We start from the raw sequence: 25938 nt of genomic DNA, 5'->3' as shown, positions 1-25938 counted from the left end.
ATACATGTTGTTATAGACTTTAGGCTTTAGTTATAGCCCGTTGCCTCCTAAACATCAAGCATAGTCCAGCCCTTGATCCGCATCCAGCAATTCAAAGTGATTCTTGGCAAAACGAATCAGGCCATCCTCCGCCATACGCTGCAACTCCCGAGATAACGCGCTGCGGTCTACGTTTAAGTAATCCGCCAGATCGCTGCGCGAGAAGGGAATGTCGAAGGCAAGCGCATTGCTCTTTTTGGCTTGCAAGCTGAGATAATGCAAAATCCGGTCCCGCAGTGATTTGTGGGAGACGATGTCCAGCTTATGATACATGGAACGGTTATTCTCCAGCAGCAAGGCCATCATATTCTCAATAATGCGCCCCCGCAGTTGACAGGTTTGCCCACCGGGGCGCACGATTTTATGGATTCGGATGAACAAGATCCTGCATGCCGCACCAGCTATCGCCTCGTACCCACTATGCTCCCGCTTGGTCCTGAGCGCCGTCTCTCCCAGAATGTCCCCAGCTTCCAGCTCCGAGAAGATCAGGCGCATGCCGGAGATATTCTCCTTGCACAGCAACACCTGCCCGCTCAAAATAATCCCTACCGCATCCAATACCTCATCGGGCCGAAAGATCACTTCTTTTTTAGCATATTCCTTTACATTACCCTCAAGGCAATTCACGGCCATAAATACTTCATTTCCCGTAAATCCTCTGAACAAGGCCGTCTTGCCGATAATGTTCAATTCCTGTTGCATACCTGTTCACCTCCTGTTGCCATGGCAACAGAAATATCCTGCCTCTTCTGTTACAATTCACTAAATGAGAACGATTCTCATTATATATCTCTCATTATACCAGATGAAGGCCAGCCTTCAATAGCAGCAGGGAGGAAAACATGAACAAACTACCAACCCATACGGTGTTCGATCTAAAGGAACTCATAGCGATCAAGCCTGGACGAATCGCGAGCCGCATTTTATCATTGCCAGCCCCTTCTCCGTCTATCTCGCAGGAATGGGTGCTTTATGCTATGGACCGGGAGGAAACCATCAGCTCGGAGACCTCTCCCTTAACCAAGCTTATCCATGTGCTGGAGGGAGAAGTAAATATGCTGGTAGAGCAGCAAGCCTGCCACTTATCCGCTGGGGCCTCAATTATTATCCCGGCGGGCACCTGGCATGAATTCGCTGCGCCTACGGGCTGCAAGTTTTTACAAATATCATATTGAAACAGGAGGCATGTCCTATGCAACAAGGCCAATATATTAAGAAGCTCCCCGTATCCGAAGTCATCGATTTGAAAGCTATTATTACCGTGGAAGAACAGCAGGTATCGAGCCTGACGCTTGTCCAGCGCCCCGAGCTGGCTATGACGCTCTTATCGCTGGACCAAGGAACTTCTATAGGAGGACATTCTTCACCGGGTGATGCCATGGTGCAAATATTGTCCGGACAATCCGAGATCACCATCGGTGATGAGAAATTTACCGTGCGCGCGGGGGAAACCATCGTTATGCCCGCTAACGTGCCACATGCGCTCTACGCAACCGAAGCTTTCCAAATGCTGCTGGTGGTCGTCAAGCCCAATTCGTAAGGAGGAGCCTACGTATGAAAAAGGAAGTTGGTCATAATTTTCTCGCCAAGCTGGGTAAAAAGCGCCTGCGGCCAGGTGGGGTAGTCGCTACCAATTGGCTCATCCGGCAAGCCGGAATCACTAAGAACAGCCATGTGCTAGAGGTGGCCTGCAACATGTGTACAACCTCGATTCAGCTAGCCAAGCAATACCAATGTCATATTACAGGCATCGATATGGATGCCAAGGCCTTGACCAAGGCGCGACAAAATATTAAAAATGCCAACCTGGAAGAGTACATTCACGTACAGCAAGCTAATGCCATGAATCTCCCCTTTGCTGATGCCAGCTTCGACATCGTCATCAATGAAGCGATGCTGACGATGCTGAATACGGCTGCCAAAGAGAAGGCAGTCCGTGAATATTACCGGGTACTCAAGCCGGGAGGCCTGCTGCTGACGCATGACATCACCTTTACGAAGGAGCATATGCATGAGCTGCTGGCCGAGCTGCGGGAGACGATCCATGTACAGGTGGAGCCGCTGCCTGTACCAAGATGGGAGGAACTCTTTTCCGAAATTGGATTTACCAAGGTTGCCCACGAATCCGGTGATATGTCGCTTATGAAGCCGACGGGACTAATTCGGGATGAAGGAATCTGGGGGGCACTGCGTATCGTAAAAAACGGCTTGAAGAAAGAGAATTTCCCTCAATTCAAGAAAATGTATGCCTTCTTTAATACCTCAGGCAAGGACCTTCAATATATCGCCGTTTGCAGCCGCAAGCCTGACTGATTTGACTCATTAATAGATCGTTAACTATAAAAGCTTGAAAGGATATCCGTCATGAAGCTTAATTTCAAACCTTACAATTTCATCCTGGCCTGCTTCGTGCTAGGCTTGGCTTTACTATTGGGCGCATGCAGTACCCGGAACAATGCTGCTCCGGATAATGCTCAGCAGCCAGCAACAACGGAGTCCGCAGAAGGAGCGGCAACGACCGAGCCTGCAGAGCCAGTAACACTGACTATAGGGGGGCCACCTTCCCCTCCATCTTTGCCCATTCTAAGAATGATCGACTCCAAAGCAATGGGCGAATCCGTTCAGATGGATTTTAAAGTCTGGGAATCTATGGATACCTTAGGGGCCTTGGCCAAAGACGAGAATGTAAGCTTTCTTGCCCTGCCGCTAAACAATGCTGTCATTATGTATAACAAAGGCATGGACCTGGCGCTGATGAACATCAATACATGGTCTGTCATGGGGATGGTGACCACAGATGCCAATGTGAAGGAGTGGGAGGATTTAAGAGGAACCACTCTATATCTCCCTATGAAATCTTCCCCTGTCGATTATATTACCCAAACCTTCTTGAAGCAGCATGGTCTGGTTCCGGGAGAAGACGTGACCTTGCAATACACCCAGCTTGCCGAGGGACCCCAGCTGCTGCTGTCTGGCAAAGCTTCTACTATCGTCAGCATTCAGCCGCAAATTACAGCCATTCAGATGAAAAATGATCAGGTGCGCTCCATCGCCGATTACAAGCTGGAATGGCAGCAAGTAACAGGGCTGGAGACGGATCTGCCCAACGCTGGTCTGGCTACCAAGCAATCCGTCATCGCCAAAGCTCCTGAATTGGTTGCACGCTTTCAGGAGGAATACGCCAAGGCCCTTAAGTGGACGCTTGACCATCCCAAGGAGGCCGCTCAATTGGCGAATCAATATTTGAAGCTGGATGCCAAGGTGGTAGAGCAAGCCATCCCTCATATGGCACTGGACTTTGCCCCTGCCTGGGAGAGCCGGGAAGTCTTAACCAAGTATTACGAGACGCTGCTTCATTATAGTGAGGACAGCATTGGAGGCAAGCTCCCGGATGAGCCGTTCTATTATCAGCCTTAGTCAAAGGGGACTTTCCCTTCTGCTCCTGTGCCTGATTTGGCAGCTTCTGGCTCTCCGCATGGAACCCTTTATCCTGCCGGGTCCCCTGGACACTCTACGCGCCTCCATCGCTTATTTGGGGGAAGGGGATTTTTACTACGCCGTCTGTCGTACTTTGCTCAAGCTTGTAGTAGGTATGCTTGGTGTATTGCTTGTAGGTGGGGGGCTTGGTTTGGTGATCGGCCTGCGGCCACGCTGGAAGCCTTATGTCGAGCCTGTTATTGATATGATGCAATCCGTCCCGCCCATTGCGTGGCTGGGGATCGCCATTATTTGGTTTGGCCTAACGGACATGCCGTCGATCTTTATCATAGTGTTATCGACAATCCCCGTGCTGTTCACCAATCTGTATGAAGGCTTCCTCGACATCGATGCCAAGCTGATTCGTATGGCCCAGGTATTCAACGTGCCGCGCCGAAAGGTCCTGCTGCAGATCGTGCTTCCGTCCCTTAGCAGCTACTTAAGAGCAGGGATGATCACCTCGGCAGGATTAGGGTGGAAGCTGGCTGTGATGGCTGAATTGCTGACCTCTTCACAGGGTATCGGCGGGCTATTATCGGAGGCAAGGACAAATTTGGATACCGGGAAGGTTTTTGCCTTGGCCTTATTCATGGCTTTGTTCTGGAACATCATCAAGTGGCTAATGACAGGGATATTTCGCAACAAAGCCCGCGGAGTAGCCCATTCCAATAAATAGCTATGGGAGGATCCATGCTCACATGATCGTACACCTGCAAAATGTAACCAAAAGCTATTCAGGCATGCCGGTGCTGCTCGATATCAATCTTAACGTCGAGCAACGGAAAATCATTTGCGTGCTGGGTCCCTCGGGAGCCGGAAAATCCACGCTGCTGAACATTCTCGCTCAGACATTGCCTGCGGATGGAGGCAACATGACCGTTCACCCTGACTTGAAGGTATCCTATGTCTTTCAAGAGGACTGTCTGCTGCCTTGGTGCACGGTAGGGGAGAACATCGCTTTTGTCCAAAAAGAAACGGAGCCAAACCTCATCTCAACTCTGTTGCACGAGGTGGGTCTGGGTTCATATCAGAACCATTATCCGGATCAACTGTCCGGCGGGATGCGCCAGCGCTGCTCCATTGCCCGTGCCTTCCATTACGGCGGCAACCTGCTGCTCATGGACGAGCCGTTCCATTCACTGGATTACCATCTTCGCTTTGAGCTGGTGCAGAAGCTGATTGCTTTATGGGAACGGAGCGGCTGCGCCATCGTGATGGTAACGCATGACATTGATGAGGCCTTGCTGCTGGGCAACGAAATTGTGATCCTCTCGGCAAAATCTCATACCATCGCCCAGCGCATCGCTCTGGACTCGCCCCAGGGAGAGCGTTCGCTCAAGGACCTCGATTTAATGAAGGTGCGTGCCGAGATTCTGGAGCAGCTCTGCTCGGTATAATACAAATCAAAACCCTCCCTGATCAAGACAAAGCCCGCTCATCATTCCAGCGGATTTTGCCTTGCAGGGAGGGTTTTGTCACTTAGTCATTTCATTGATACGGAAATCGTTCCGTTTACCAGCTCGCCTTCTTCACTCCGGGAATTTTCCCTTGATGGGCAAGCTCACGGAAGACGATCCGGGATACTTTGAACTTACTCAGATAACCGTGGGGGCGGCCTGAAATTCCGCAACGGTTATGCAAGCGTGTAGGGGAGGAATCCCGGGGAAGTTTTTGCAAGGCGGCATAATCCCCCTTTTCCTTCAGCTCCCGGCGCTTCTCCTGATATTTCTCTACCAGGGCTTGCCGTTTCAACTCTTTCACGACCTTCGATTTCTTAGCCATATTCAATCCTCCTTGTATTCGGTCATTTACGGGCACATTCCCCGCATATTCCATGGATTTCAAATTTGTGCGACACAATTTCAAACGCCTCCGGCGGAGAAATTCCGCTCTCTATTGGACAAAAATCCAGCGGATACGTTCTATCGCATTTGAGGCAGATAAAATGGTGGTGATGATGCTCGGGGCCGCAGCGCAGCTTGAAGCGAACCCCTTCCGGGAAATCAAATTGCTCAATAAGATCGATTTGCACCAGTAAGCGCAGGTTTCGGTACACGGTATCGAAGCTCACTCCCGGAATATGCTCGGAAATATAAGTATGAACCTGACGGGGCAGCACAAAGCCGGTGGAAATGGAGAACAGATCGGCAATCAGCCTGCGCTGTGCCGTAATGCGAAGACCCTTGTCTGTCATTGTTTGGACCATGCGATCCCGTTGGCTCTTCATCCGCTCCATCTCCTCATTGGCATTGATGCTTTATCCAGTTCAAACTATTCATTCAACGCGGCCCTCAGGGCTTCCAGATTCTGCCGCATCAGCGCAAGATAGTCGTGCTGCTTGCTGATGTCTTCTTCTGTTAACCCTTCAATCGGGTTAAGAACTGCCGACTTGGCTCCAATTTCGGAAGCAATCGTATCGGCCACGCTGGAGGACACCAGGGTCTCAAAAAAGATCATCTTGACGTTATGCTCCTTGGCAAAATCCACAATCTCGGCCATCTGGGAAGCGGACGGCTCCTGCTCCGGGAATAGCCCGGCAATCGGAACCTGGGTTAATCCATACTGCTTGGCCAAATAGCCAAATGCGGCATGCTGTGTAATAAAGTCCTTCCGCTTTGCGTCCTTCAATCCATCCGTAAACTCTTGATCCAAGGCCTCCAGCTTGGCTACATAAGCATCGGCATTCGCCTTGAAGGCATCCTTATGTTCAGGTGCAGCCTCCGCCAGACCCTTCTCGATATTGCGGACCTCCTGAATAGCTAAAGCCGGTGATAACCATACATGCGGGTCCAGTCCCCCATGGTCATGGTCATGACCATGCTCGCCTTCCTCATGACCATGCTCGCCTTCCTCGTGCGCATGCTCGCCTTCTTCATGCGCGTGCTCGCCTTCCTCATGACCATGCTCGCCTTCCTCATGCGCGTGCTCGCCTTCCTCATGACCATGCTCGCCTTCCTCATGCGCGTGCTCGCCTTCCTCATGACCATGCTCGCCTTCCTCATGCGCGTGCTCGCCTTCCTCATGACCATGCTCGCCTTCCTCATGCGCGTGCTCGCCTTCCTCATGCGCGTGCTCGCCATGATCATGGCTATGGCCTTCGCCCTCCATAATCTCCAATCCCTGACTGGCTTCAATCGTAATCAGATCCGTGCCTGTCATGCTATCCAGGACCTGCTCAATCCAGCCCTCCATGCCAGCCCCGTTGTAGACCAGGACGTCCGCTTCTGTAATCTTGGCCATATCCTGCGGGCTGGGCTCCCAATCATGGGGCTCCACTCCGGCAGGCACCAAGTTCTCTACTTCAGCCAGATCACCTGCAACCTGGCGAGTAAATTCATACATCGGATAAAAGCTCGTTTTGACCAGCAGCTTCTCGGTAGAGGACGAAGCAGGCGTAACCTGATTGCCTGCTTCACCTGTGTTAGCAGTCTGCTTGCCATTTGAACCGCAGCCGGCTATGACCAGCATGGCGGCTAAGGATAATGCGGCCAAACTATGACTCCAAGACTTCATGTTTGATAGACTCCTTTGGTTTAAATTGTTGTTTAACTTGCCTCCCGGCTCCCCGGCGATTCTTGTAACGCATGACACGCTGACACAAAATGGTGATCAGCAGGAACACAAGTAAAATCAGTGCGATCGTTCCGCCGGACGGGGTGTCCAGCACATACGAGACCGTCAGACCGGAGAACACGCCCGTCAAGCCCACAGCTATGGCGATAAATATCGCAGACAGAAAGCCTCCGGCCACCCGCAACGCCAGCGAGGCGGGCAGCACGATCAAAGCCGATACCAGAAGCACGCCAACCACCGGCATCGCAGCCGCTACCGTCATACCTGTTAACACGGCAAAGGAGAAGGAGAGCAGCTTCACGCGCACACCAGATACGGCGGCTGTCTCTTCATCAAAGGTTAGCTGGTAAAGCGGCCGACGCAGACCGATGAAATAGATTAAGCCTATTAACGCCACAACGGCAATCAACCTTAATTGAGTGTCACTGACAGCCACGATTGAACCAAATAAATAAGAGCTGAAGCTTTTGCTCAAATTTTGCTGCATACCCATCAATACCACCGCCAGAGCCAAACCAGACGTCATAATGATCGCCACCGGCAGCTCGCTGTATGTACGATAGGAGCGACGAAGCTGTTCAATGACAATTCCTCCGGCCACGGCCACGGCAAAGCCACAAAGGGCAGGATCAAGATGAAGGACCGAGCCCAGGGCCACCCCTGCCAGGGAAACATGAGAAAGCGTATCCGCCATCAGCGCCTGACGGCGGAGCATCAGATACACACCTAGCAAAGGGGCAATAATTCCGATCAGTCCTCCTGCCCAAAAGGCCCGTTGCATAAATTCGTAACCGAACATTGCCATCCTTCATCTTCCTTCCGCTCCAAGCTAATCAAGGTATCCAGGTACGGGCTTGCTTCATCCAGCGCATGAGTCACCATAATCACAGTGCTCCCTCGCCGATTCACATCCTCGCGCAGCAAGCCGTATAGCTGGGCTCGGCCGGCCGCATCCATGCCCGTTCCCGGTTCATCCAGCACCAGCACCTGCGGCTCCTGAGCCAAGGCACGGGCAAGACACACTCGTTGCTTTTGTCCACCCGATAATTCTCCAATTTTCCGATCCCGCAACTCCCATATATCCATCTGCTTCAGGGATCGCTCAACGATTTGTTCCTGTTCCCTCCCCAAACGCCGGAACCAGCCCAGCTTGGCATAACAGCCGGAGCGAACAAGCTCGCTAACCTTACTGGGAAAGCCCGCATTGAAGGAGGATACCTGCTGAGGCACATAAGCCACCGCCAGCTTGGCTCCATGCGAGTCCGCTTCGTTGAACTGGACAGAGCCACTCCAAGGCTTTAGCAATCCCAACATCAGCTTCAGCAGGGTTGACTTGGCCGCACCGTTGGGACCGGCGATACCGATCAATTGCCCGGCCTTGATATCCAGCGACAGATTTTCAATCACCGGCTCGCTCCCATATCCAAACACCACCTCGCGCATTGAGGACAATACCATAAAGCATCTTCCTTTAATCGTAATAATTACGTATTTACCGAATTATATTATCGTAAATATTACGATTTGTAAAGATGCTTTATTTACCATTCTTCTATTCCCTCGGCCATGGCAGCGGATTATTAAACTTGCTCCAATCCTGCTGCATTTCAGCTTCTGTCAGTAAGCAACGGCCAAGTCTGGCTTCAATGTCAGACCGATTCATTTGAACTCCGATAAATACAAGCTCTGTCATTCGGTCTCCCCACTTCGCATCCCAGCGCTCCCGCACCCCCGGCTCCTCTGCCAGCACTTCACGCTGCTGCTCCTCCGGCAGCGCTGCCAGCCAATAACCAGCCGGGCCGAATTGAATGGATGGGCCAGCTTGACTCAAGCTTGCAGCCATGTCGCCGCGAGCGGCAATCCAGGCCAGCCCTTTAGCCCGTACGACTTCTTCCGGCCAATTGCTGAAGAAATAACTCAGCCGCTGCGGGTGGAAAGGGACTCTGCTACGGTACACAAATGACCCGATTCCATATTCCTCCGTTTCCGGAGTATGCTCTTCCTTGCCCAGCTCAGAAATCCAGCCGGAGGACATACTTGTCTTCTCGAAATCAAACAGCCCTGTGTTCAAAATTTCCTTCGGATTTACTACCCCGTTCACCGTACGAATCAGCTTGGCCGTTGGCTGCAGCTTTCTAAGCACCGCCTCCAGCTTGACCAGCTCATCTTCGGCAACCAGATCACATTTATTGAGCAGCAGCACATCGCAAGTCTCAATCTGGTCGATCAACAGGTCTACAATATCGCGGTAATCCGCAGCCGAGACTGCTTGATCCCGATCCAGCAGACTTTCTCCTGAAGCAAAATCATGCCAGAAACGGTTCGCATCCACAACCGTTACCAGCGTGTCCAGCCGGGCCAGGGAGGTTAGATCAATATCCAATTCCGGGTTGGCATAGGTAAAGGTTTGGGCCACGGGAACAGGCTCGCTGATACCCGAGGATTCGATTAAAATGTAATCAAACCGGCCTTCCGCGGCCAGCTTCTGCACCTCAACCAGCAGATCATCACGCAGTGTGCAGCAAATGCAGCCGTTGGACATCTCCACCAGTTTCTCTTCAGTTCTGGACAAGGTATTGCCTGACTTCACCAGATTGGCATCGACATTAACCTCGCTCATGTCGTTGACGATCACGGCAACTCGCAATCCATCCCGGTTATGCAAGACATGATTCAGCAAGGTTGTCTTGCCGGACCCGAGATAGCCGCTTAGCACGGTGACCGGTATTCTTTCGGTTTGTTGCGCCAGCATACGATAAGCCTCCTAGCGTGTTTCGCGGTGTAATGTGTATTTTCTCAAGCGTGGGCAAAATTTGCGCAATTCCATCCGTTCAGGATGGGTCTTTTTGTTTTTGGTCGTGGTGTAATTCCGATCTCCGGTTTCCGTGCAAGCTAAAGTAATCACAACTCTCATGGTAAAGCATCTCCTTTTTCGTAATTTTTACGATTTAACTATATTACATGTTCGTTTTCCAGGTGTCAACCGGGGAAAGTTAACTGTGGACACTCTTTATAACACAATGATGTGGCCAAGCGTCACCCCGGGTCAGTAAGGGCAGCCATCAAAAAGAGACCGCAAAAATCGCTGTCTCTCTATCTTTTTGCCGCCATAACAGGCTATTTCCCTTTATATGCCACAGCATCAATTTGAACTTTAAGCCCATCAGGACCGCCTACGTGGGCAAATTCCGTGGAAATGGTTTTTCTTGCGGGATAATTCCCTTTAAATCGTTGCTTGAACACCTTCTCCATGACAGGGATATCCCAAACATCTCTAAGCAGTACGTCCATCTTCACTACAGAATCCAAAGATAAATTCACCTTGGCTAACCGCTCGCTCATGTTATTGAGCGCACCTTCCACTTGGTCTTCGACCGAGCCTCCAACATTGCCCACGCAGAAGCTAAGAAAAATAAAATCTCCAGCTTCCACAAAACCGGAATAAGCATATTCTTCATTAATCTCATGTCGAATTAAATTGCTCATTGCTATTCCACTCCTTGAATGAATTGGTTATAATGAACACGCTACATAATTATAGAACAAATGTTCCTATTTATCTAATGGCGTTCTGATGAATTTATTCTAAAAAAAAGCTCAATTTAAAAATTAGCGGTTGATCGTTAGCAAGACTTATGAGGTGCAATGCACGTATCCCAAGAATTCACTGAATACCGCTGGTTCCCAGGTTCTATTCGGGGGTTCCTCTTCTTATTATAGGGAAAAACTCCCGCTAAATAGCTTAAATCCGCCAGAATCGGGGACTTATATGGATTTCCTCCTGCTAATCATTATGAAATGGTCGATTTTTGGGAAAAGTCCAAAATTAACATGAGGATTTCCTGTTATATGTCATATTTGGTGAAATACAGGTGAATTAGCATGAGGATTTCCTGTTAGAGGTAGGTTCGTTTTTGATTTGCTCCCGAATGGATCATGTCAACCTCTGGTTTTTGTTTTAATCCAAAAAAAAAGACATTCAAAACGGAATCTTTTGAATGTCATTTTTATCATCGTATGCATGTGCTGCTCTTAAACTCCTAACCAACGCTTGAACATATGCTTGGTTGTGGCCTTGTTCATTTCGGCAATCGAGGTTGTCAATGGAATGCCCTTCGGACAAGCCACAACACAGTTCTGTGAATTGCCGCAGCCTTCGATGCCGCCATCCTCCATCAAGGCATCCAGGCGTTCTTCGGCATTCATCTCCCCGGTTGGATGGGCATTGAACAGGCGAACCTGGGAAATGGCTGCAGGCCCCATAAAGTTAGTCTTTTCATTCACATTAGGGCAGGCTTCCAGACAAACCCCGCAGGTCATACATTTGGACAACTCATAGGCCCACTGCCGTTTCTTCTCCGCCATACGGGGACCAGGCCCCAGATCGTACGTGCCATCGATAGGAATCCAGGCCTTCACCTTCTTCAGCGCGTTGAACATGCGGGTACGATCAATCATGAGATCACGCACGACCGGAAAGGTCCGCATTGGCTCCAGCCGGATCGGCTGCTCCAATTGATCCACCAAAGCAGCGCAAGCCTGTCGTGGCTTGCCGTTAATCACCATCGAGCAAGCGCCACATACCTCCTCCAGGCAATTCGATTCCCAGCAGACCGGGGCGGTCGTCTGCCCTTTTCCATTCACCGGATTGCGCTGAATTTCCATCAATGCGCTGATCACATTCATGCCGGGACGATAGTCCAGCTCGAACTCTTCGATATAGGACTTGGACTCAGGTTCATCCTGACGCGTTATGATGAATTTAACCTTCTTCACCTTCATTTTGTTCCCGCTTACTTCCGCTTCGGTCATCGCCATCCGTGTTCCCTCCTAATTTGTCCTTGGAATAATCGCGAATGCGCGGCGGAATCAGGGATACATCCACCGCCTCGTATGATATCCGTGGTCCGTCCGGCGTCCAGGACGCCTTGGTTGTTCTCAGAAATTCCTCATCATTTCTCTCCGGAAAGTCCGGCTTATAGTGGGCTCCTCGGCTCTCATTGCGCAGCAGCGCCGACAGCGTCATCGCCTCGGCCAACTCCATCATATTCCAGAGCTGACGGGTAAATGTAGCTCCGGCATTGCTCCAGCGGGACGTGTCGTTAATATTGATTTTCCCGTAGCGTTCCTTCAGCTCTTTAATTTTGCCAATAGTCGCTTCCAGCTTGTCATTATAACGCACCACCGTCATGTTGGCTGTCATCCACTCGCCCAATTCCTTGTGCAGCACATAAGGGTTCTCCGTTCCATTCATCGCCAGCAGACCCTCATATTTATCAACCTGGTCCTTGCGGAAGCTGTCAAATACCGCGGGATTGACGTCCGCCGCCGACTTCTTCAAGCCGCGAATGTATTCGACCGCCTTTGGTCCCGCGACCATCCCACCATAGATAGCTGATACCAGCGAATTGGCTCCAAGCCGGTTTGCTCCATGATATTGATATTCGCATTCGCCCGCCGCAAACAACCCGGGAATGCTGGTCATCTGATTGTAGTCGACCCACATGCCACCCATGGAATAGTGCACTGCCGGGAAAATTTTCATCGGAATCTTGCGCGGATCATCGCCCATAAATTTCTCGTAGATTTCGATAATGCCCCCAAGCTTGACGTCCAGTTCCTTCGGATCTTTATGCGACAAATCGAGGTACACCATGTTCTCCCCGTTAATCCCCAGCTTCATATCAATACACACGCTGAAGATTTCCCGTGTTGCGATATCCCGCGGCACCAGATTGCCGTAAGCCGGATATTTCTCCTCCAGGAAATACCATGGCTTGCCATCCTTGTACGTCCAGATGCGCCCGCCTTCGCCCCGCGCCGATTCGGACATGAGACGCAGCTTGTCGTCCCCCGGAATGGCCGTAGGGTGAATTTGGATAAACTCGCCGTTAGCGTAGGTAACCCCTTGCTGGTACACCGCGCTGGCAGCCGTACCCGTATTAATGACGGAATTCGTTGTTTTGCCGAAAATAATGCCCGGACCACCGGTGGCCAGAATAACCGCATCCGCCGCAAAGGTAACGATCTCCATCGAACGCAAATTTTGTGCGGAAATGCCGCGACAGATGCCTTCATCATCGATTACTGCCGATAGAAATTCCCAGTTCTCATATTTGGTCACCAGCCCGGCCGCCTCATAGCGACGTACCTGCTCATCCAAAGCGTACAGTAGCTGCTGGCCGGTCGTTGCCCCGGCAAAGGCTGTCCGGTGGCGCTTTGTACCCCCAAAACGGCGGAAATCGAGCAACCCCTCCGGCGTACGGTTGAACATCACGCCCATCCGGTCCATCAGATGAATGATGCCGGGAGCGGCCTCGCACATCGCTTTGACTGGCGGCTGGTTAGCCAGGAAGTCCCCGCCATAGACCGTATCGTCAAAATGCTCCCACGGCGAATCGCCCTCCCCCTTGGTGTTCACGGCGCCATTAATACCGCCTTGCGCACACACCGAGTGGGAACGCTTCACCGGCACAAGGGAAAAGAGCTGCACCGGTACGCCTGCCTCCGCCGATTTAATCGTGGCCATCAGCCCGGCCAGGCCGCCGCCTACAACAATCAAGCTTTGTTTAGCCATCTCTGTTTCAACTCCTAAACGTTTTGTAGTGCGTATGGACGGATAGCCAGGCCGGGCTGCTGGACTGCTCGCCCTTGGCAATTGCCGTCCGTCTCTTACTTCAGCTCTTACTATCCGAGCAAGCGGCCTAGGCCGCAAGCGCCTTGATCGTTTCCAGCAACGCTGCGCCCCCCGCCTGGAACTCCGCGTCGCGGAACGCAATCAGCGACCAGATGAACATCACGGACACGATGGCGAACAACCCCATGCAAATATGAGAAGATACGCGCTGCGAACGGGGACCCACAGTTATGCCCCAGCTCACCAGGAATGACCATAAGCCGTTCGTAAAGTGAAAAGCCGCAGAGACGATGCCGATCAGATATAGCAGGAAGAAGATAGGCTGATTTACGATATCATGCATCACACCGCCCAATTCCTCATGCGATACACGACCAAGCGCCACCTGCACCCGTGTCTCCAGCACATGCCAGATCACAAAGGCAAAGGCGATTACACCGGTAATCCGCTGCAGCAGATAACGCAAGTTGCGCTCCGTGTTAAATCGTCCGTTGTTGGGCTTGGCCTGAAAGGCGATGTACATGCCATAGACGCCATGATATAGCAGCGGCAGCCAAATCCCGAACATTTCGAGCAACAATACAAGCGGCAAGCCGTTCAGAAAGGCTACAGCTTCCTTGAAGCCTTCGCTGCCTCCTTCAACCGCCGAGAAGTTGGTGACCATATGCTCCAGCAGAAAAGCGCCCAACGGAATGACACCCAGAAGCGAATGAAGTTTTCTGGAATAAAACCCTTTCATAAGTGCGTGTACCCCTTTCCTTGGTTGTGCATCTCTTTTCAAATTTCGCAATTGTAAAATAGTTTGTAACAAAGGTAACATGTGAACAACTTGTGTCACTTTTCATGTTACTCCTTTTCATCTTATAATGGAATTGCAATATACTTATTAATTATTATAACTAATGTGCATAAGGAATCCTGTAGATTCCTGAAATGCCATAAAAAGGAGGCAGCATGCTGGAGGAATTTTTGGTGTTTACGACAGTTGTGGAGCAATCCAGTTTAAATCAGGCCTCCAAGGTGCTCAACATCTCGCAGCCAGCCCTGTCGCGCAAAATTGCCAAGCTGGAGGAGGAATGGGGGATCGCGCTATTTCACCGGAAAGGCAAACGGCTGGAGCTGACCCGCATCGGTCAGGAGGCCTACCTGTATGCACTGGAGCAGCGGCAGCGGCATCAGACCTTCCTGCAGGCCGTCTCCCGCTTCAAAACGGCAGAACGCAGCGTGGTCACACTCGGAGCCAGCTTGACTACCATTCAGACAACGCTCCCGCCGCTTGTCACCACCTTGATGGAGAAGCTCCCCGATATTGAGCTTAAGCTGTTAACTGGAAAAACGCATGAAATTGTGTCTTATGTACGTCACAAAAAGGTGGATATCGGTGTGGTTGCTTCATCTATCAGTGAAACCGGGCTCAAATGCCTGCCTTTATTCCAGGACCATCTGGAGCTCGTCGTTCCCAAAGATCAGGAGCTGTCCACCATTTATCAGGATCAGCGCATCATCATGGAGGACTTGAACGGCCAGCCCATGATCGTGTTTTCTAAAGGCACATGGTATCGCAAGCTGATCGACGATCTGTTTGGACGGTACAGCATCATTCCGGATATCCGGATGGAGATCGACTCCTTCGAGGCCATCGTGAGGCTCCTGCCCATTTGCAAAGCAGTCGCGTTGCTGCCCAAGTCATACCTGCGCGCGTCCTTGCTGCGCGATAACGGCCTGCTGAGCATCCCCATCCCCGAGCTGGAGCAGACCCGCCGGGAGACCTGTCTCGTCTACGATGACAAATCAGAGCTTAGCCGGGACATGAAGGAATGGATTGCCCAGGTACGTCACCGTCTGGTTCGGGATTTGTCATTGTGATTCATCGTAAGACCGAAGCATTCAACCTGCGTATATCTCATATCCAACAGAGACAAAAAAAGCAGCCGCCCACAGATTTACACCTATGCAAGCGGCTGCTTCACTATGCTTCTTCATTGATCATATGCTCAAACTGCTCCATCTTCTCGTTCCCGCCGATAATCACCATGATATCTCCCTCGCATAACTGGTCCATGGCCGTCGGTGCCACCATGAGACTATCGCCCCTGTGAAGGGCCACTACACTGCAGGCAAACCGGGAGCGTGTATTCAGCTCCCCCAGGCTTTTGCCATGCATGCGAGCCGGGACCTTCATTTCCACAATGCTGAACTCCTTGGATAATTCGATATAATCCAGCAGGTTGGGTGTGACAAGCTGGTGGGCAACCCTTATGCCCATATCCCTCTCGGGATAAATAATCCGGTCTACGCCCAGCTTCTCCAGCGCGCGTCCATGAAGCAGCGAGATGGCTTTGGCTACCACCGTCTTGATCCCAAGCTCCTTCAACAAAATCGCTGCCAGAATGCTCATCTGGATGTCATTGCCGATAGCCACAATGCCGCAGTCAAAATTGCGCACCCCTAACGATTTAAGCATTTCCTCGTCAGTGGCATCAGCGGCGACGGCGTGTGTCAACTGATCACTCAGCTCCTGAACCAGTTCCTCATTACGGTCGATGCCGAGCACCTCATAACCGAGGCCCACCAGCTCCAGCGCCAAATTTGAGCCAAAGCGTCCCAGCCCAATTACTACAAACTGCTGTGTTCTCATGAAAGGTAATATCCCCTTATCCTATAATCATTTTGCCTTCCGGATGACGGTAAGGCTCTTTCCCCTTCTTCGGTCCCAGTGCATAAGCAAGCGTCAGCGGTCCAAGACGTCCCGCGAACATCGTAAAGCTGAGGATGAGCTTGCCTATGGTCGTCAGGTGCTCGGTCACTCCCATAGATAAGCCTACTGTCCCAAAAGCGGAGGTCGCCTCAAACAATATTGCCAGAAACCCCGCTTCTTCGGTGGAAGACAACAGGATGGCCACAGTAATGATGAAAAATAACGACATCATGGTCAGGGTTACCGCTTTAAAGATCCGCTCCTGAACCACCCTATAACGGAACAGTACCAGGTCTGTACGCCCGCGAATCATCGACAGCACCGCACCGGCCAAAATCGTGAAGGTGGTCGTCTTGATGCCGCCCCCGGTGGAGCCCGGAGAAGCCCCGATAAACATCAAGATAATAATGAAGAATTGCGTAGCCTGACGGAGGGCTTCAATGTCCAGCGTATGGGCTCCAGCTGTTCGCGGCGCCACCGACTGGAACAGCGCACTCCATAGCTTGCCGCCCCAGTCCAGCGGCTTCAGCGTCCCGGCATTCGTGAACTCGAAGACAAAGATAACCAAGGCCCCGGATACGATCAAGGCTGCCGTCATCGATAGCACAACCTTGGAATGGAGCGACAGCTTGCGGCGATGGCGAATATCGAACAGGTCAGACAGGACGACAAAGCCCAGGCCCCCGGAGACCATCAGGAAGATGGAGACCACGTTGATCAACGGGTCAGCCACGTACGACATCAGACTATGACTGCCTCCGAACAAATGAAAGCCCGCATTATTAAACAGGGCGATGGCATGAAATAGGCCAAAGTACAAAGCTCTCCCGAAAGGCATATCCAGAGCCAAACGCAGGGTGAAGAGCAACGCTGCAACGGATTCAATAATCAAGGAATAGAACAGGACCTTGCGAATCAGCCGAACAATCCCTTCCATCGAATTCTGGTTCATCGCTTCCTGCAGCAGCAGACGGTCCCGCAGCGATATTTTCCGTTTGAATACAAGAGAGAACATCGTGGCTATACTCATAAAACCCAAGCCACCCACTTGAATCAGCAGCAAAATGACCACTTGTCCGAACGGGGAGAAATAAGTGCCTGTGTCCACGACCACCAGCCCGGTTACACAGGTAGCCGAGGTGGCCGTGAACAAGGCATCGATAAATGGCAAGCTTGCCCCGGAAACACTGGAAATGGGCAGCATCAGCAGCAGAGCGCCAAGCATAATAATCAGGGCAAATCCCGTCACCAGAATTTGGGGCGGAGACAAATTCAATTTATGTAATCCCACAGGCTCACCTCATTGTTGTCATGAACTGCATGATCAAAAGGTGACGACCTCTTGATAGAATGCAAAAATAAAAAAGCACTGGAAATCCAATGCCTTTCGGTGTTTGGTTCCTGCGGCAAAGGCCTGCGAGGTTAGCTGACGGATTCGGACATGCACAGTTGCCCTATTTGCTTCCTCCGCGAGCCTCTGCTCGCGAGATTCAGCAAAATTCACCCCAAAAAACCGGTTCCCCCGTTTTCAATCGAAATTCGGCCATTTTATTTTCAATTATTTGCTTTCATTCAATTTCAATACACACTTAATTGCGTTCAATAGGCGTTCAAAAATTCGGGTTTTCAGGATCGAGAAGGTTGAATGAAGCTAGGGGCTGAGTAGCGCAGCGTACGTACTGGGTACGTGAGCAACGGAAGTCCCGGGTGAATTCAAGATTCGATGTCGAATCCACTTCTCGAACTGCTTCGTCCTGGGAAGGCGACTTTTTGAACTACATATCCATTTTCATCAAATGGATTATAATCCTTATTTGTTGCCAGGACAAAGCTTCATTTAGCCTAAATAGACGGGAAAATCGCGAAAAGGCGGGAACTCTGCATCCACGCCCCCCTGAATCTGAGCCATACGAAGGGTTGCCGGGTTTATTGCCGCTTTTCATATTTTCACCTGATATTCTGGCGAAGTTCACTTCACCTGTGTTATCTTTACTGTGATGAACTTGGGTAGAAATCATACCTCTTATTAAACAAAAAGGAGCTGTGCAAGTGAATTTCTTCATGAAACCTGCCGGTCGCAAACCGAAGCCCCGTACCCTTTGGTTGTTGGCTGCGCTAGGGCTAATCGTATTTATCGCCGTCGAGTTGCTTCCTACGAATGATTCGGAACAGCTGCAGATGGAGCAATCCAAAGAGATCATCAGCAAACAGCAAGCCAAAGAACAAGCGGCGAATTTCGTGCAATCCGTTCTGCATTTGGACTTGTCTGAACAGTCTAAAGATAAGGCACTCGTTACCTACGAATCACGTTCTAATTTGCTGGGTTATTTAACGAAAGCGGAGCTGCTGTCCTCCTACCTGAAGAGCTATGAGCAGCAATTTCCTTACGATGTATTCCGCGTTCTCTTCAAGCAGCCCGATGATCTGCTGAGTGCTTTAACCGTCGATGTACATATGACTTCCGGGCAGGTTGTTGCCTTTGAAGAAATTCTGTCCGCCAACAATACGAATAAGCAGAACATGCTGGAGTTGGGGACAGAGACCCCCGAGACCATGTTGTCCTGGGAGGGCGATTTGACACTGGCCGAGAAAGAGGAAATGGCCAAGCCTTACCTGGTTATCTTCGGCTTCGCTGACGCTGATTTGACGCTGGCTTCCGGAGAAGATGATGTCGGCCTGTTGTATACTTTAAATGGATATACCGTAGGTGATTCCCAAGCGCAGATTCAAATCCATTACGAAAATGGCTTCGTCTCTTCGCTGGAAAGCTATTTTGCCCCTCCGGCCGAGCATTTGAGTTATGTAAAGAAGCAGACGACGCTCGCCACTTGGCTTACCTTTGCGGGTTATTCCTTCTTGAGCTTTATCCTGGGTATTCTTGCCATCGTGTATAGCGTCCTAACAAGACGACATACTTCATTCAAACGCGGTATTTTCCTGACCTCGCTTTATTTCGTATTATCTATGATAGGTGCTTTCAACATGCTGCCTATTTTTGAGAAGGAAAGCTCCGAGCCGTTTATGCTGGTCTTCATGCTGGTCTTCCAAAGTGTGTCGACCCTATGCATGTCCGTAGCCCTCTACTTCTCACTGGTGGGCGGAGATGGATTATGGCGCCAGCAAGGAATGAATCCGTGGCCGCGCGCGGGCGAAGCAGGATATGGACGTCATGTGCTTGCCTCGATGACCGATGGCTATGCCTGGGCCCTGATTCTGCTGGGCGTACAATCGATTATCTTCCTCATCCTGGAGAAGACCATTGGCACCTGGTCGACAAGCGATTCGACCCAGTCGCCTTACAATATGGTGTATCCGCTCTTGTTCCCGCTCTTGGCCTGGGTGGCAGGGATCGGAGAAGAAGCCGTCTACCGGTTGTTTGGAATCCCGATGCTGAAGAAGATGTTCCGCAGCACCCTTGTGGCCTGCTTGCTATCCACGCTAATCTGGGCGCTGGGACATACGTTGTATCCGATCTATCCGGTCTTTTCAAGACCGATCGAACTGACCATCATTGGATTGTTGTTCAGCTTCGTCTTCCTGCGTTACGGCTTCGCCGCCGCCGTGTTCTCCCACGTCATCTTCGACAGTATTCTGATGGCGCTGAACTTGATGTTTATGGGGGGAGCGCTGAATATCGCTGCTGGCGTATTCTATATTGCTCTGCCGGCTATCGTGGCTTATATCATTTATGTCTTCAACCCGCCAGGCAGGGAGCGTAAGGAACCGCCTAGGCAACAAAAAGAGGAGCTGCTGGAAGCCCCGTAAGCAAGTAGATTGCACGCCGGCACAATTAGCCCCCAGTTATCCCGGGCACAATAGTTTCTTAGCCTCGCTGACAAACTAGATAAAGGAGCAGAACTATGCCCATTGAACGTTTCGAGATTAAAGTAACCCAAGAAGCTCTTGATGATTTAAAATACCGACTTGCACATGTGCGATGGCCGGAGAACCTAACTCCTGTTGATTGGGAGCGAGGTACTGATCAAGCCTGGCTGCAATCACTCGTTTCTTACTGGCGTGAACACTTTGATTGGCGCGCACAAGAAGCAAAATTGAACCAATTCTCCCAATTCCGAACCAATATTGACGGAACTCGGGTGCATTTTATTCACGAGTATGGCAAGGGCCCTCGGCCTTTGCCTATTATCCTTACCCACGGATGGCCGGATAGTTATATGCGATACCTAAAGCTAATTCCTTTGCTTACCGACCCGGCAAACCATGGCGGCAGCCCAGAGGATGCTTTCGATGTCATTATTCCGTCTCTGCCCGGCTTTGGGTTCTCAGATATGCCTGATCATGGCGGTGTAAATAACTTCATTATATCCGAACTCTGGGCCAAATTGATGACCGAGGTACTCGGATATGCAAGATTCGTCGGCGCTGGCGGTGACATTGGCTCCGGAGTCACCAGATATCTGGCAGCAAGCCACCCGGAACTGTTATATGGCATACACCTGACAGATGTCGGTATTGTCCGCGACTTGTTGCAAGTAAAAGATGTAAATCATCTTACAGCAGAAGAGCTTGAATATAGACAAAGCTCCCAAAATTGGATGGCCAATGAGGGAGCTTATATGTCAATCCAATCCACAAAGCCAAATACGCTTGCATATGGGCTTGCCGATTCTCCAGTTGGTCTAGCCGCCTGGATTCTGGAAAAATTCAGGACATGGAGCGATTGCAACGGGGATCCTCTAAACAAATTCAGTAAAGATGAGCTACTTACAAATATCATGATCTATTGGGTAACAAATTCTATCGCAACATCGACGGCAATTTACTATGAAAATACCCACTCGCTGCCGCCAATTGGGAATATATCGGTACCAACCAGACTTGCTCTTTTCGCTGCTGATATCATGCAGCCACCAATAAAATGGGTAGAGCAGAACTTTAATATTGCTTCAATAACCACAATACCACGCGGCGGGCATTTTACGGCAATGGAAGAACCAGAGCTTATGGCAGAGGATATCCGGGCATTTTGCAGGCCTTTTAGAAAGGCAAATACGGCTTGATAAACTTAACTTTATGACTCCTCCGGTGGCTCCTCGTCCCGAAGGGCATTTATAATCTCGCGAGCCAGCTTATCCCCTATAGAAAGAGGCCGGAAGTCTTCGACGGAGGCCTCTTTTATTTTTTTGAGTGAACCAAAATGCTTTAATAGCGCCTTGCGGCGCTTCTCCCCGATTCCGGGAATGGCATCCAGTTGCGAGGTGACCATCGACTTGGCGCGTTGCTCACGATGGAACGTAATCGCGAAGCGATGCACCTCATCCTGTATGCGTTGCAGAAGATAAAATTCCTGACTGTCACGAGGCAGGTGGACCGGCTCCGGCGGATCATAAGCCATGAGTTGCGCCGTTTTGTGCTTCGCGTCCTTGACCAGGCCGCACACTGGAATATCAAGGCCCAGCTCGTTCTCCAGCACATCGCTGGCGGCCGATATTTGTCCCTTCCCGCCATCGACGACAATCAGATCGGGACGGGGCAAGTCCTCCTTCAGCACCCGCTCGTAACGGCGGCGAATCACCTCACGCATCGTTTCATAATCATCCGGGCCTTCCACGGTCTTGACCTTGTATTTGCGATACTCCTTCTTAGCCGGCTTGCCGTCGATGAAGACCACCATCGCCGATACGGGATTAGTTCCTTGGATATTGGAGTTATCAAATGCTTCAATTCGCGTAACCTTCTCCAAGCCAATAGCCTTGCCCAAATTCTCGGCTGCCTTGGAGGTCCGCTCTTCATCCCGTTCAATGAGGCGAAATTTCTCGTCCAATGACACTCGGGCATTCTCCGTGGCCATTGTAATCATTTGCCGCTTCAGTCCGCGCTGTGGAACCAGCGTCTTCACGCCAAGCCACTGCTGTAGGGCAGCCGCTCCGGAAGTCGAATCCAGCGTGAAGTTCTCTCCGCCAGTACCCTCTTCTCTATCCGCGTCAAGAGCTGCCTCCGCTACAGTATCTTCTTGCTCCACCCTATCGGCAGAGGAATTCGCTTCAACCTCTGCTCCTTCGGCTTGCAACGTACCAGCGTCCGCCGTATCAACAGACTCCTTCATCTCCGGCAGCAAAATCTCTTGGGGCAGCGCCGGATTCTCGCTGTAATACTGCGTGACATAAGACAGGAAATCGCCGTAAGCATCCCCGTAGAACGGAAAGACCGACGCGTGGCGCTCGATCATTTTCCCTTGACGCATGTACAGGATCTGCACACACATCCAGCCCTTGTCCACCGCGTAGCCGAACACATCGCGGTCCTTGGCATCGTTCATCGTAATCTTCTGCTTCTCCATCAGGGCATCGATATTGATAATCTGGTCACGCAGTTCCTTGGCCCGCTCAAATTGCAGTTCCTCGGCCGCCTCATGCATCTTGCGCTGCAGCTCCCGCTTGATCTCCTCATGTCCACCGCTCAGGAATGACACGATCTCCTGGATCATGGAATCATAGGTCTCCTGCGTTACCTCTTGAACACAGGGCGCCAGGCATTGCCCAATATGGTAATACAGGCAAACCTCCTTGGGCATTACGTTGCATTTGCGAAGCGGATACATACGGTCCAGCAGCTTCTTGGTCTGCTGAGCAGCATAGGCATTAGGATAAGGGCCAAAATATTTTGCTTTATCTTTAAGCACCCGCCGCGTTACTTCCAACCGGGGATGTCGTTCATTCGTAATTTTAATGTATGGAAAGGTCTTATCATCCTTCAACAGTACGTTAAACCGTGGATGATGTTTCTTGATCAGATTACATTCCAGAATAAGTGCTTCCATATTGCTGCCGGTCACGATATATTCAAAATCGCGGATTTCGGAGACAAGCCGCTGCGTCTTGCCATTATGGCTGCCGGTAAAATAAGAGCGGACCCGGTTTTTTAAAACCTTGGCTTTACCTACATAAATAATCAAGCCATCCTTGTTCTTCATTAAATAACAACCTGGCAAGTCAGGCAGCAACGCCAGCTTATGACGAATCGCTTCCATCGCCTTATCCTGTTCCAGCGCTTCACTTGTAAAGGAATCCATGCCTTCCCCTCCTTTCTCCTCTGCTTATTACGATAAATTAACACAGAAAACGCCCCCGGTCCATCCGGAGGCGTCATCCAAGGCACCAGACAATGTGCCTGATAGCCTGACTTATTGATGTTTAGCAATCAGGTTCTTCAGCGTGTCCTTGGAATTTAAGCCGACGATCTTATCGACCGGTTGACCATCCTTGAACAGAATCAATGTAGGAATACTCATAACACCAAAACGAGAAGCCGTTTCCGGGTTATCGTCGACATTCAACTTAGCGATCTTCACCGCATCTCCCACTTCACCTGACAGTTCTTCCAAAATCGGAGCGATCATTTTACAAGGACCACACCACGGAGCCCAGAAGTCGACAAGAACGGGTGCTTGCCCTTCAAGCTCATTATTAAAAGACTGATCGGTTACATTTACGATGGCCATAACCAATTCCTCCTTATGTTTGTGCCCAGGGCCTGAAGGCAATGCCAGCAAGGACCACGAACAACTCATGTTTTTTACGAGATAGTAAATATGAGCAGACCACGAGGGGACTGCCAAGTCATTATACCACAACCCACTAAAAAAAAGAAAGTGCGTGAGCAAGCCTTCTTTACAAATGGAAGGGGCTTTGGTTATACTAATATTAACCAAAAACGGCTTTGTCTATGACATGCATCATTGATGTTTTTCAAAATATATAATCTTTATTTTGAGGAGGCCTATCGCCATGGATGCCAAGATACAGACAAACGACCCGCGTCAACATATCAACGAAGAACCCCGCAATGATTTTTTTGATTTGATGAACGGTTTCTTTGGCATGTTCACGCTGATGAGCATCATTTTCTTCGGCATGGTCATCATCAAATTCCTCGGCAGCTAGTGTGCTTGGAAATCATCCACTCCCAGCAAATCAACTTAGCAAGCCCCGCTTCCCTCACCAGAGGGGAACGGGGCTTCTTGATTATGTTTGACGAGGGCTTAGGGTATCCAAGGCTACACAGGCTACACAGGGCCATAATCAGCCCTGTCCGCGTTTATTTGCACCCTTTACTTGTATGACATCGACGAACGGCGCAATCCGGTCCATTAGACGCTGGCCTTTATGACGCTCTTCTCCGTCCTTGCTCGTAAAGCTCAAATGCTTCTCCAAGGCACTCAGGGAATAATTAGAGGTGTAGAAGGTAGGTTTGCGGTTCATACGGTAATTCAGGATCGACCCCAGGATATGATCCCGCACCCATGGATTCAGGTTTTCTGCCCCGATATCGTCGAAGATCAGGAGGTCCACCTGCTTCATCGTCTCCACCGTCTCGCGCAGCTTCTCGCTATCCTGCATCATTGATTTCAGTTCTTCCACAAATTCCGGCATATACACAATGGCGCCGGAGTGACCTTCCTTCGCTAATTCATGGAGCATATAACACATGAGAAAAGTTTTGCCTGTGCCAAAAGCTCCCTCCAGGTATAATCCCTTGGCCGTCAACCCCTGCTCCTTCGTCCCATCAATGTAACCAAACACTTGATTCACCGCAGGCGCCCGAATCGCATCCTTCGCCATGATCTCCACATCATCATAGCCTTGCTCCAACGCCCGCTCATCTACATAGAAGCTATGAATCCGCTTCTTGACCGCAAGCTCCCGCTCATATTGCAATTGCTTGGGGCACGGCACCTGACGATCCACCAATTGCGAGGTTTCTCCTAGCTGTTCGACTGTAACCCTGGTGAAGTGACCTGAGAAATCATTAGGGCAACGGTCCAGACCGGGGCAGTTGGCACAATGATTACTGTCCTTCACATATTGATACAGCTTGGCCATTCCACGCGTCAACGTTTTTTGGTCCAGTTCCGGGTGCTGACTCTGCAACTCCATTACCAGCGGATCGTTCAGCAGCCGAGCAGCAAGCTCCTCCTGTCGTTGCTTAAGCTGCGGGTTTTTCATTTGCGTCAGCAACTCTCCGAGTGAATCCATGGCAGTTCACCTTCTTATCCATCTTTTTATCACTAGATTTGAATTAAAACAAAAACCAGAGGTTGACATGATCCATTCGGAAGCAAATCAAAAACGAATATACCTCTAACAGGAAATCCTCATGCTAATTCGCCCGTATTTCACCAAATAGCACATATAACAGGAAATTCTCATGTTAATTTTGGGCTTTTTCCTAAAAATCGGCCATTTTATAATGATTAGCATGAGGAATGGACCTCTGTCAAGAAAGTGGACACTCTTTAACCGACTCTTCTCTTATTGAACTGCGCAGCAAAACGAACCGGTGATAAATAGCCTAGTGAACCGTGGATCCGTTTGCGATTGTAGAAAAACTCAAGATAGCGGTAGATTTCATCGTAGGCTTGTTGCTTGGTCTTAAATCGCTTGCAATAAATCAGCTCTTTCTTCAGAATGCTATGAAAAGACTCTATACAAGCATTATCATAACAGTTGCCTTTGCGGCTCATGCTGGCCTTCATGCGATACGTGTTAAGTTG

Annotated in this window: 28 protein-coding genes and 1 riboswitch; of the genes, 10 read left to right on the top strand and 18 right to left on the bottom strand. The window is 50.4% G+C overall.

The genetic code is table 11. From position 1 onward, the window contains the following. Positions 1-54 precede the first annotated feature (54 nt). Positions 55-741: a Crp/Fnr family transcriptional regulator gene (locus tag C557_RS0112160; protein ID WP_018752144.1), complete on the bottom strand. Its 687-nt coding sequence runs from the start codon at positions 739-741 to the stop codon at positions 55-57. 140 nt (positions 742-881) lie between these two features. On the opposite strand from C557_RS0112160, the gene C557_RS0112155 reads away from it, so the two are divergent. The 6 genes from C557_RS0112155 to C557_RS0112130 are packed head-to-tail and all read left to right on the top strand — an operon-like array spanning position 882 to position 4913. Next, complete coding sequence (locus C557_RS0112155; RefSeq protein ID WP_018752143.1) at positions 882-1214, top strand: cupin domain-containing protein; 333 nt, start codon at positions 882-884, stop codon at positions 1212-1214. Positions 1215-1231: 17 nt separating this feature from the next. Then, positions 1232-1579 (top strand): cupin domain-containing protein, encoded by a 348-nt coding sequence (locus C557_RS0112150; protein WP_018752142.1) that lies wholly within the window; start codon positions 1232-1234, stop codon positions 1577-1579. A 14-nt stretch (positions 1580-1593) separates the two neighbouring features. Next, positions 1594-2352: a class I SAM-dependent methyltransferase gene (locus C557_RS0112145; protein ID WP_018752141.1), complete on the top strand. Its 759-nt coding sequence runs from the start codon at positions 1594-1596 to the stop codon at positions 2350-2352. 51 nt (positions 2353-2403) lie between these two features. After that, entirely contained in the window at positions 2404-3456 is a 1053-nt protein-coding gene (locus tag C557_RS0112140; protein ID WP_018752140.1) for an ABC transporter substrate-binding protein, read from the top strand. After that, positions 3431-4192, top strand: a complete 762-nt coding sequence (locus tag C557_RS0112135) for an ABC transporter permease (RefSeq protein ID WP_018752139.1) — start codon at positions 3431-3433, stop codon at positions 4190-4192. Before C557_RS0112140 ends, C557_RS0112135 begins: the two co-directional genes overlap by 26 nt. 22 nt (positions 4193-4214) lie before the next feature. After that, positions 4215-4913 carry an ABC transporter ATP-binding protein gene (locus tag C557_RS0112130; protein ID WP_018752138.1) on the top strand — a complete coding sequence of 233 codons (699 nt, stop codon included), beginning with the start codon at positions 4215-4217 and terminating at the stop codon, positions 4911-4913. Positions 4914-5028: 115 nt separating this feature from the next. Here the strand turns inward: C557_RS0112130 and rpsN are convergent, their stop codons facing one another. From rpsN to C557_RS0112080, 11 genes are all read right to left on the bottom strand, one after another. Next, positions 5029-5298: a 30S ribosomal protein S14 gene (rpsN, locus tag C557_RS0112125; RefSeq protein ID WP_018752137.1), complete on the bottom strand. Its 270-nt coding sequence runs from the start codon at positions 5296-5298 to the stop codon at positions 5029-5031. A 22-nt stretch (positions 5299-5320) separates the two neighbouring features. Next, positions 5321-5743 (bottom strand): Fur family transcriptional regulator, encoded by a 423-nt coding sequence (locus C557_RS0112120; protein WP_018752136.1) that lies wholly within the window; start codon positions 5741-5743, stop codon positions 5321-5323. Positions 5744-5787: 44 nt separating this feature from the next. Continuing rightward, a complete protein-coding gene (locus tag C557_RS0112115; RefSeq protein ID WP_018752135.1) occupies positions 5788-7029 on the bottom strand; it encodes a metal ABC transporter substrate-binding protein in 1242 nt (413 codons plus the stop codon). Then, positions 7010-7894 carry a metal ABC transporter permease gene (locus C557_RS0112110; RefSeq protein ID WP_018752134.1) on the bottom strand — a complete coding sequence of 295 codons (885 nt, stop codon included), beginning with the start codon at positions 7892-7894 and terminating at the stop codon, positions 7010-7012. Before C557_RS0112110 ends, C557_RS0112115 begins: the two co-directional genes overlap by 20 nt. Further along, entirely contained in the window at positions 7840-8547 is a 708-nt protein-coding gene (locus C557_RS0112105; RefSeq protein WP_018752133.1) for a metal ABC transporter ATP-binding protein, read from the bottom strand. The genes C557_RS0112110 and C557_RS0112105 overlap by 55 nt, the downstream gene beginning before the upstream one ends. Before the next feature lie 94 nt (positions 8548-8641). Beyond that, the gene (locus C557_RS0112100) at positions 8642-9841 is read right to left on the bottom strand and encodes a GTP-binding protein (RefSeq protein ID WP_018752132.1); all 1200 of its coding nucleotides are present in this window, start codon (positions 9839-9841) and stop codon (positions 8642-8644) included. 12 nt (positions 9842-9853) lie between these two features. Then, the gene (rpmG, locus tag C557_RS24470) at positions 9854-10003 is read right to left on the bottom strand and encodes a 50S ribosomal protein L33 (RefSeq protein WP_083930140.1); all 150 of its coding nucleotides are present in this window, start codon (positions 10001-10003) and stop codon (positions 9854-9856) included. Between the two features lie 203 nt (positions 10004-10206). Continuing rightward, positions 10207-10575: a RidA family protein gene (locus tag C557_RS0112095; protein WP_018752131.1), complete on the bottom strand. Its 369-nt coding sequence runs from the start codon at positions 10573-10575 to the stop codon at positions 10207-10209. 546 nt (positions 10576-11121) lie between these two features. Continuing rightward, positions 11122-11907, bottom strand: a complete 786-nt coding sequence (sdhB, locus tag C557_RS0112090; protein WP_018752130.1) for a succinate dehydrogenase iron-sulfur subunit — start codon at positions 11905-11907, stop codon at positions 11122-11124. Further along, positions 11852-13666, bottom strand: a complete 1815-nt coding sequence (sdhA, locus tag C557_RS0112085) for a succinate dehydrogenase flavoprotein subunit (protein WP_018752129.1) — start codon at positions 13664-13666, stop codon at positions 11852-11854. The genes sdhB and sdhA overlap by 56 nt, the downstream gene beginning before the upstream one ends. A 127-nt stretch (positions 13667-13793) precedes the next feature. Continuing rightward, positions 13794-14465 carry a succinate dehydrogenase cytochrome b558 subunit gene (locus C557_RS0112080; RefSeq protein ID WP_018752128.1) on the bottom strand — a complete coding sequence of 224 codons (672 nt, stop codon included), beginning with the start codon at positions 14463-14465 and terminating at the stop codon, positions 13794-13796. A gap of 215 nt (positions 14466-14680) precedes the next feature. Here C557_RS0112080 and C557_RS0112075 point away from each other — a divergent pair, with 215 nt between their 5' ends. Beyond that, positions 14681-15592: a LysR family transcriptional regulator gene (locus C557_RS0112075; protein WP_018752127.1), complete on the top strand. Its 912-nt coding sequence runs from the start codon at positions 14681-14683 to the stop codon at positions 15590-15592. A 103-nt stretch (positions 15593-15695) separates the two neighbouring features. On the opposite strand, the gene C557_RS0112070 is transcribed toward C557_RS0112075, so the two are convergent. Both C557_RS0112070 and C557_RS0112065 read right to left on the bottom strand, forming a co-directional pair. Further along, positions 15696-16364 carry a potassium channel family protein gene (locus tag C557_RS0112070; protein ID WP_018752126.1) on the bottom strand — a complete coding sequence of 223 codons (669 nt, stop codon included), beginning with the start codon at positions 16362-16364 and terminating at the stop codon, positions 15696-15698. A gap of 16 nt (positions 16365-16380) precedes the next feature. Beyond that, positions 16381-17715: a TrkH family potassium uptake protein gene (locus C557_RS0112065; protein ID WP_018752125.1), complete on the bottom strand. Its 1335-nt coding sequence runs from the start codon at positions 17713-17715 to the stop codon at positions 16381-16383. Positions 17716-17820: 105 nt separating this feature from the next. Further along, positions 17821-17979, bottom strand: a riboswitch (cyclic di-AMP (ydaO/yuaA leader). Between the two features lie 494 nt (positions 17980-18473). Here C557_RS0112065 and C557_RS0112060 point away from each other — a divergent pair. Then, on the top strand, positions 18474-20189 hold the full coding sequence (locus C557_RS0112060; RefSeq protein ID WP_018752124.1) for a CPBP family glutamic-type intramembrane protease: 1716 nt from the start codon (positions 18474-18476) through the stop codon (positions 20187-20189). 95 nt (positions 20190-20284) lie between these two features. Beyond that, positions 20285-21445, top strand: coding sequence for an epoxide hydrolase family protein (locus C557_RS0112055; protein ID WP_018752123.1), 1161 nt, complete (start codon positions 20285-20287; stop codon positions 21443-21445). 11 nt (positions 21446-21456) lie between these two features. On the opposite strand, the gene uvrC is transcribed toward C557_RS0112055, so the two are convergent. Both uvrC and trxA read right to left on the bottom strand, forming a co-directional pair. Then, positions 21457-23457, bottom strand: a complete 2001-nt coding sequence (uvrC, locus tag C557_RS0112050) for an excinuclease ABC subunit UvrC (protein ID WP_018752122.1) — start codon at positions 23455-23457, stop codon at positions 21457-21459. A gap of 111 nt (positions 23458-23568) precedes the next feature. Continuing rightward, entirely contained in the window at positions 23569-23886 is a 318-nt protein-coding gene (trxA, locus tag C557_RS0112045; protein WP_018752121.1) for a thioredoxin, read from the bottom strand. Positions 23887-24172: 286 nt separating this feature from the next. Between trxA and C557_RS24715 the strand changes: the two genes are divergently transcribed. Continuing rightward, the gene (locus tag C557_RS24715) at positions 24173-24328 is read left to right on the top strand and encodes a hypothetical protein (RefSeq protein ID WP_018752120.1); all 156 of its coding nucleotides are present in this window, start codon (positions 24173-24175) and stop codon (positions 24326-24328) included. Between the two features lie 138 nt (positions 24329-24466). Here C557_RS24715 and dnaI read toward each other — a convergent pair whose 3' ends face one another. Both dnaI and C557_RS0112030 read right to left on the bottom strand, forming a co-directional pair. After that, a complete protein-coding gene (gene dnaI / locus C557_RS0112035) occupies positions 24467-25420 on the bottom strand; it encodes a primosomal protein DnaI (RefSeq protein ID WP_018752119.1) in 954 nt (317 codons plus the stop codon). 260 nt (positions 25421-25680) lie between these two features. Beyond that, positions 25681-25938 (bottom strand): integrase core domain-containing protein (locus C557_RS0112030; protein WP_018752118.1); only part of this gene is annotated, 258 nt, incomplete at its 5' end.

The sequence above is a fragment of the Paenibacillus sanguinis 2301083 = DSM 16941 genome (genome assembly GCF_000374825.1).
GTDB lineage: Bacteria > Bacillota > Bacilli > Paenibacillales > Paenibacillaceae > Fontibacillus > Fontibacillus sanguinis.
This window is presented reverse-complemented; position numbering and strand designations above follow the sequence as displayed.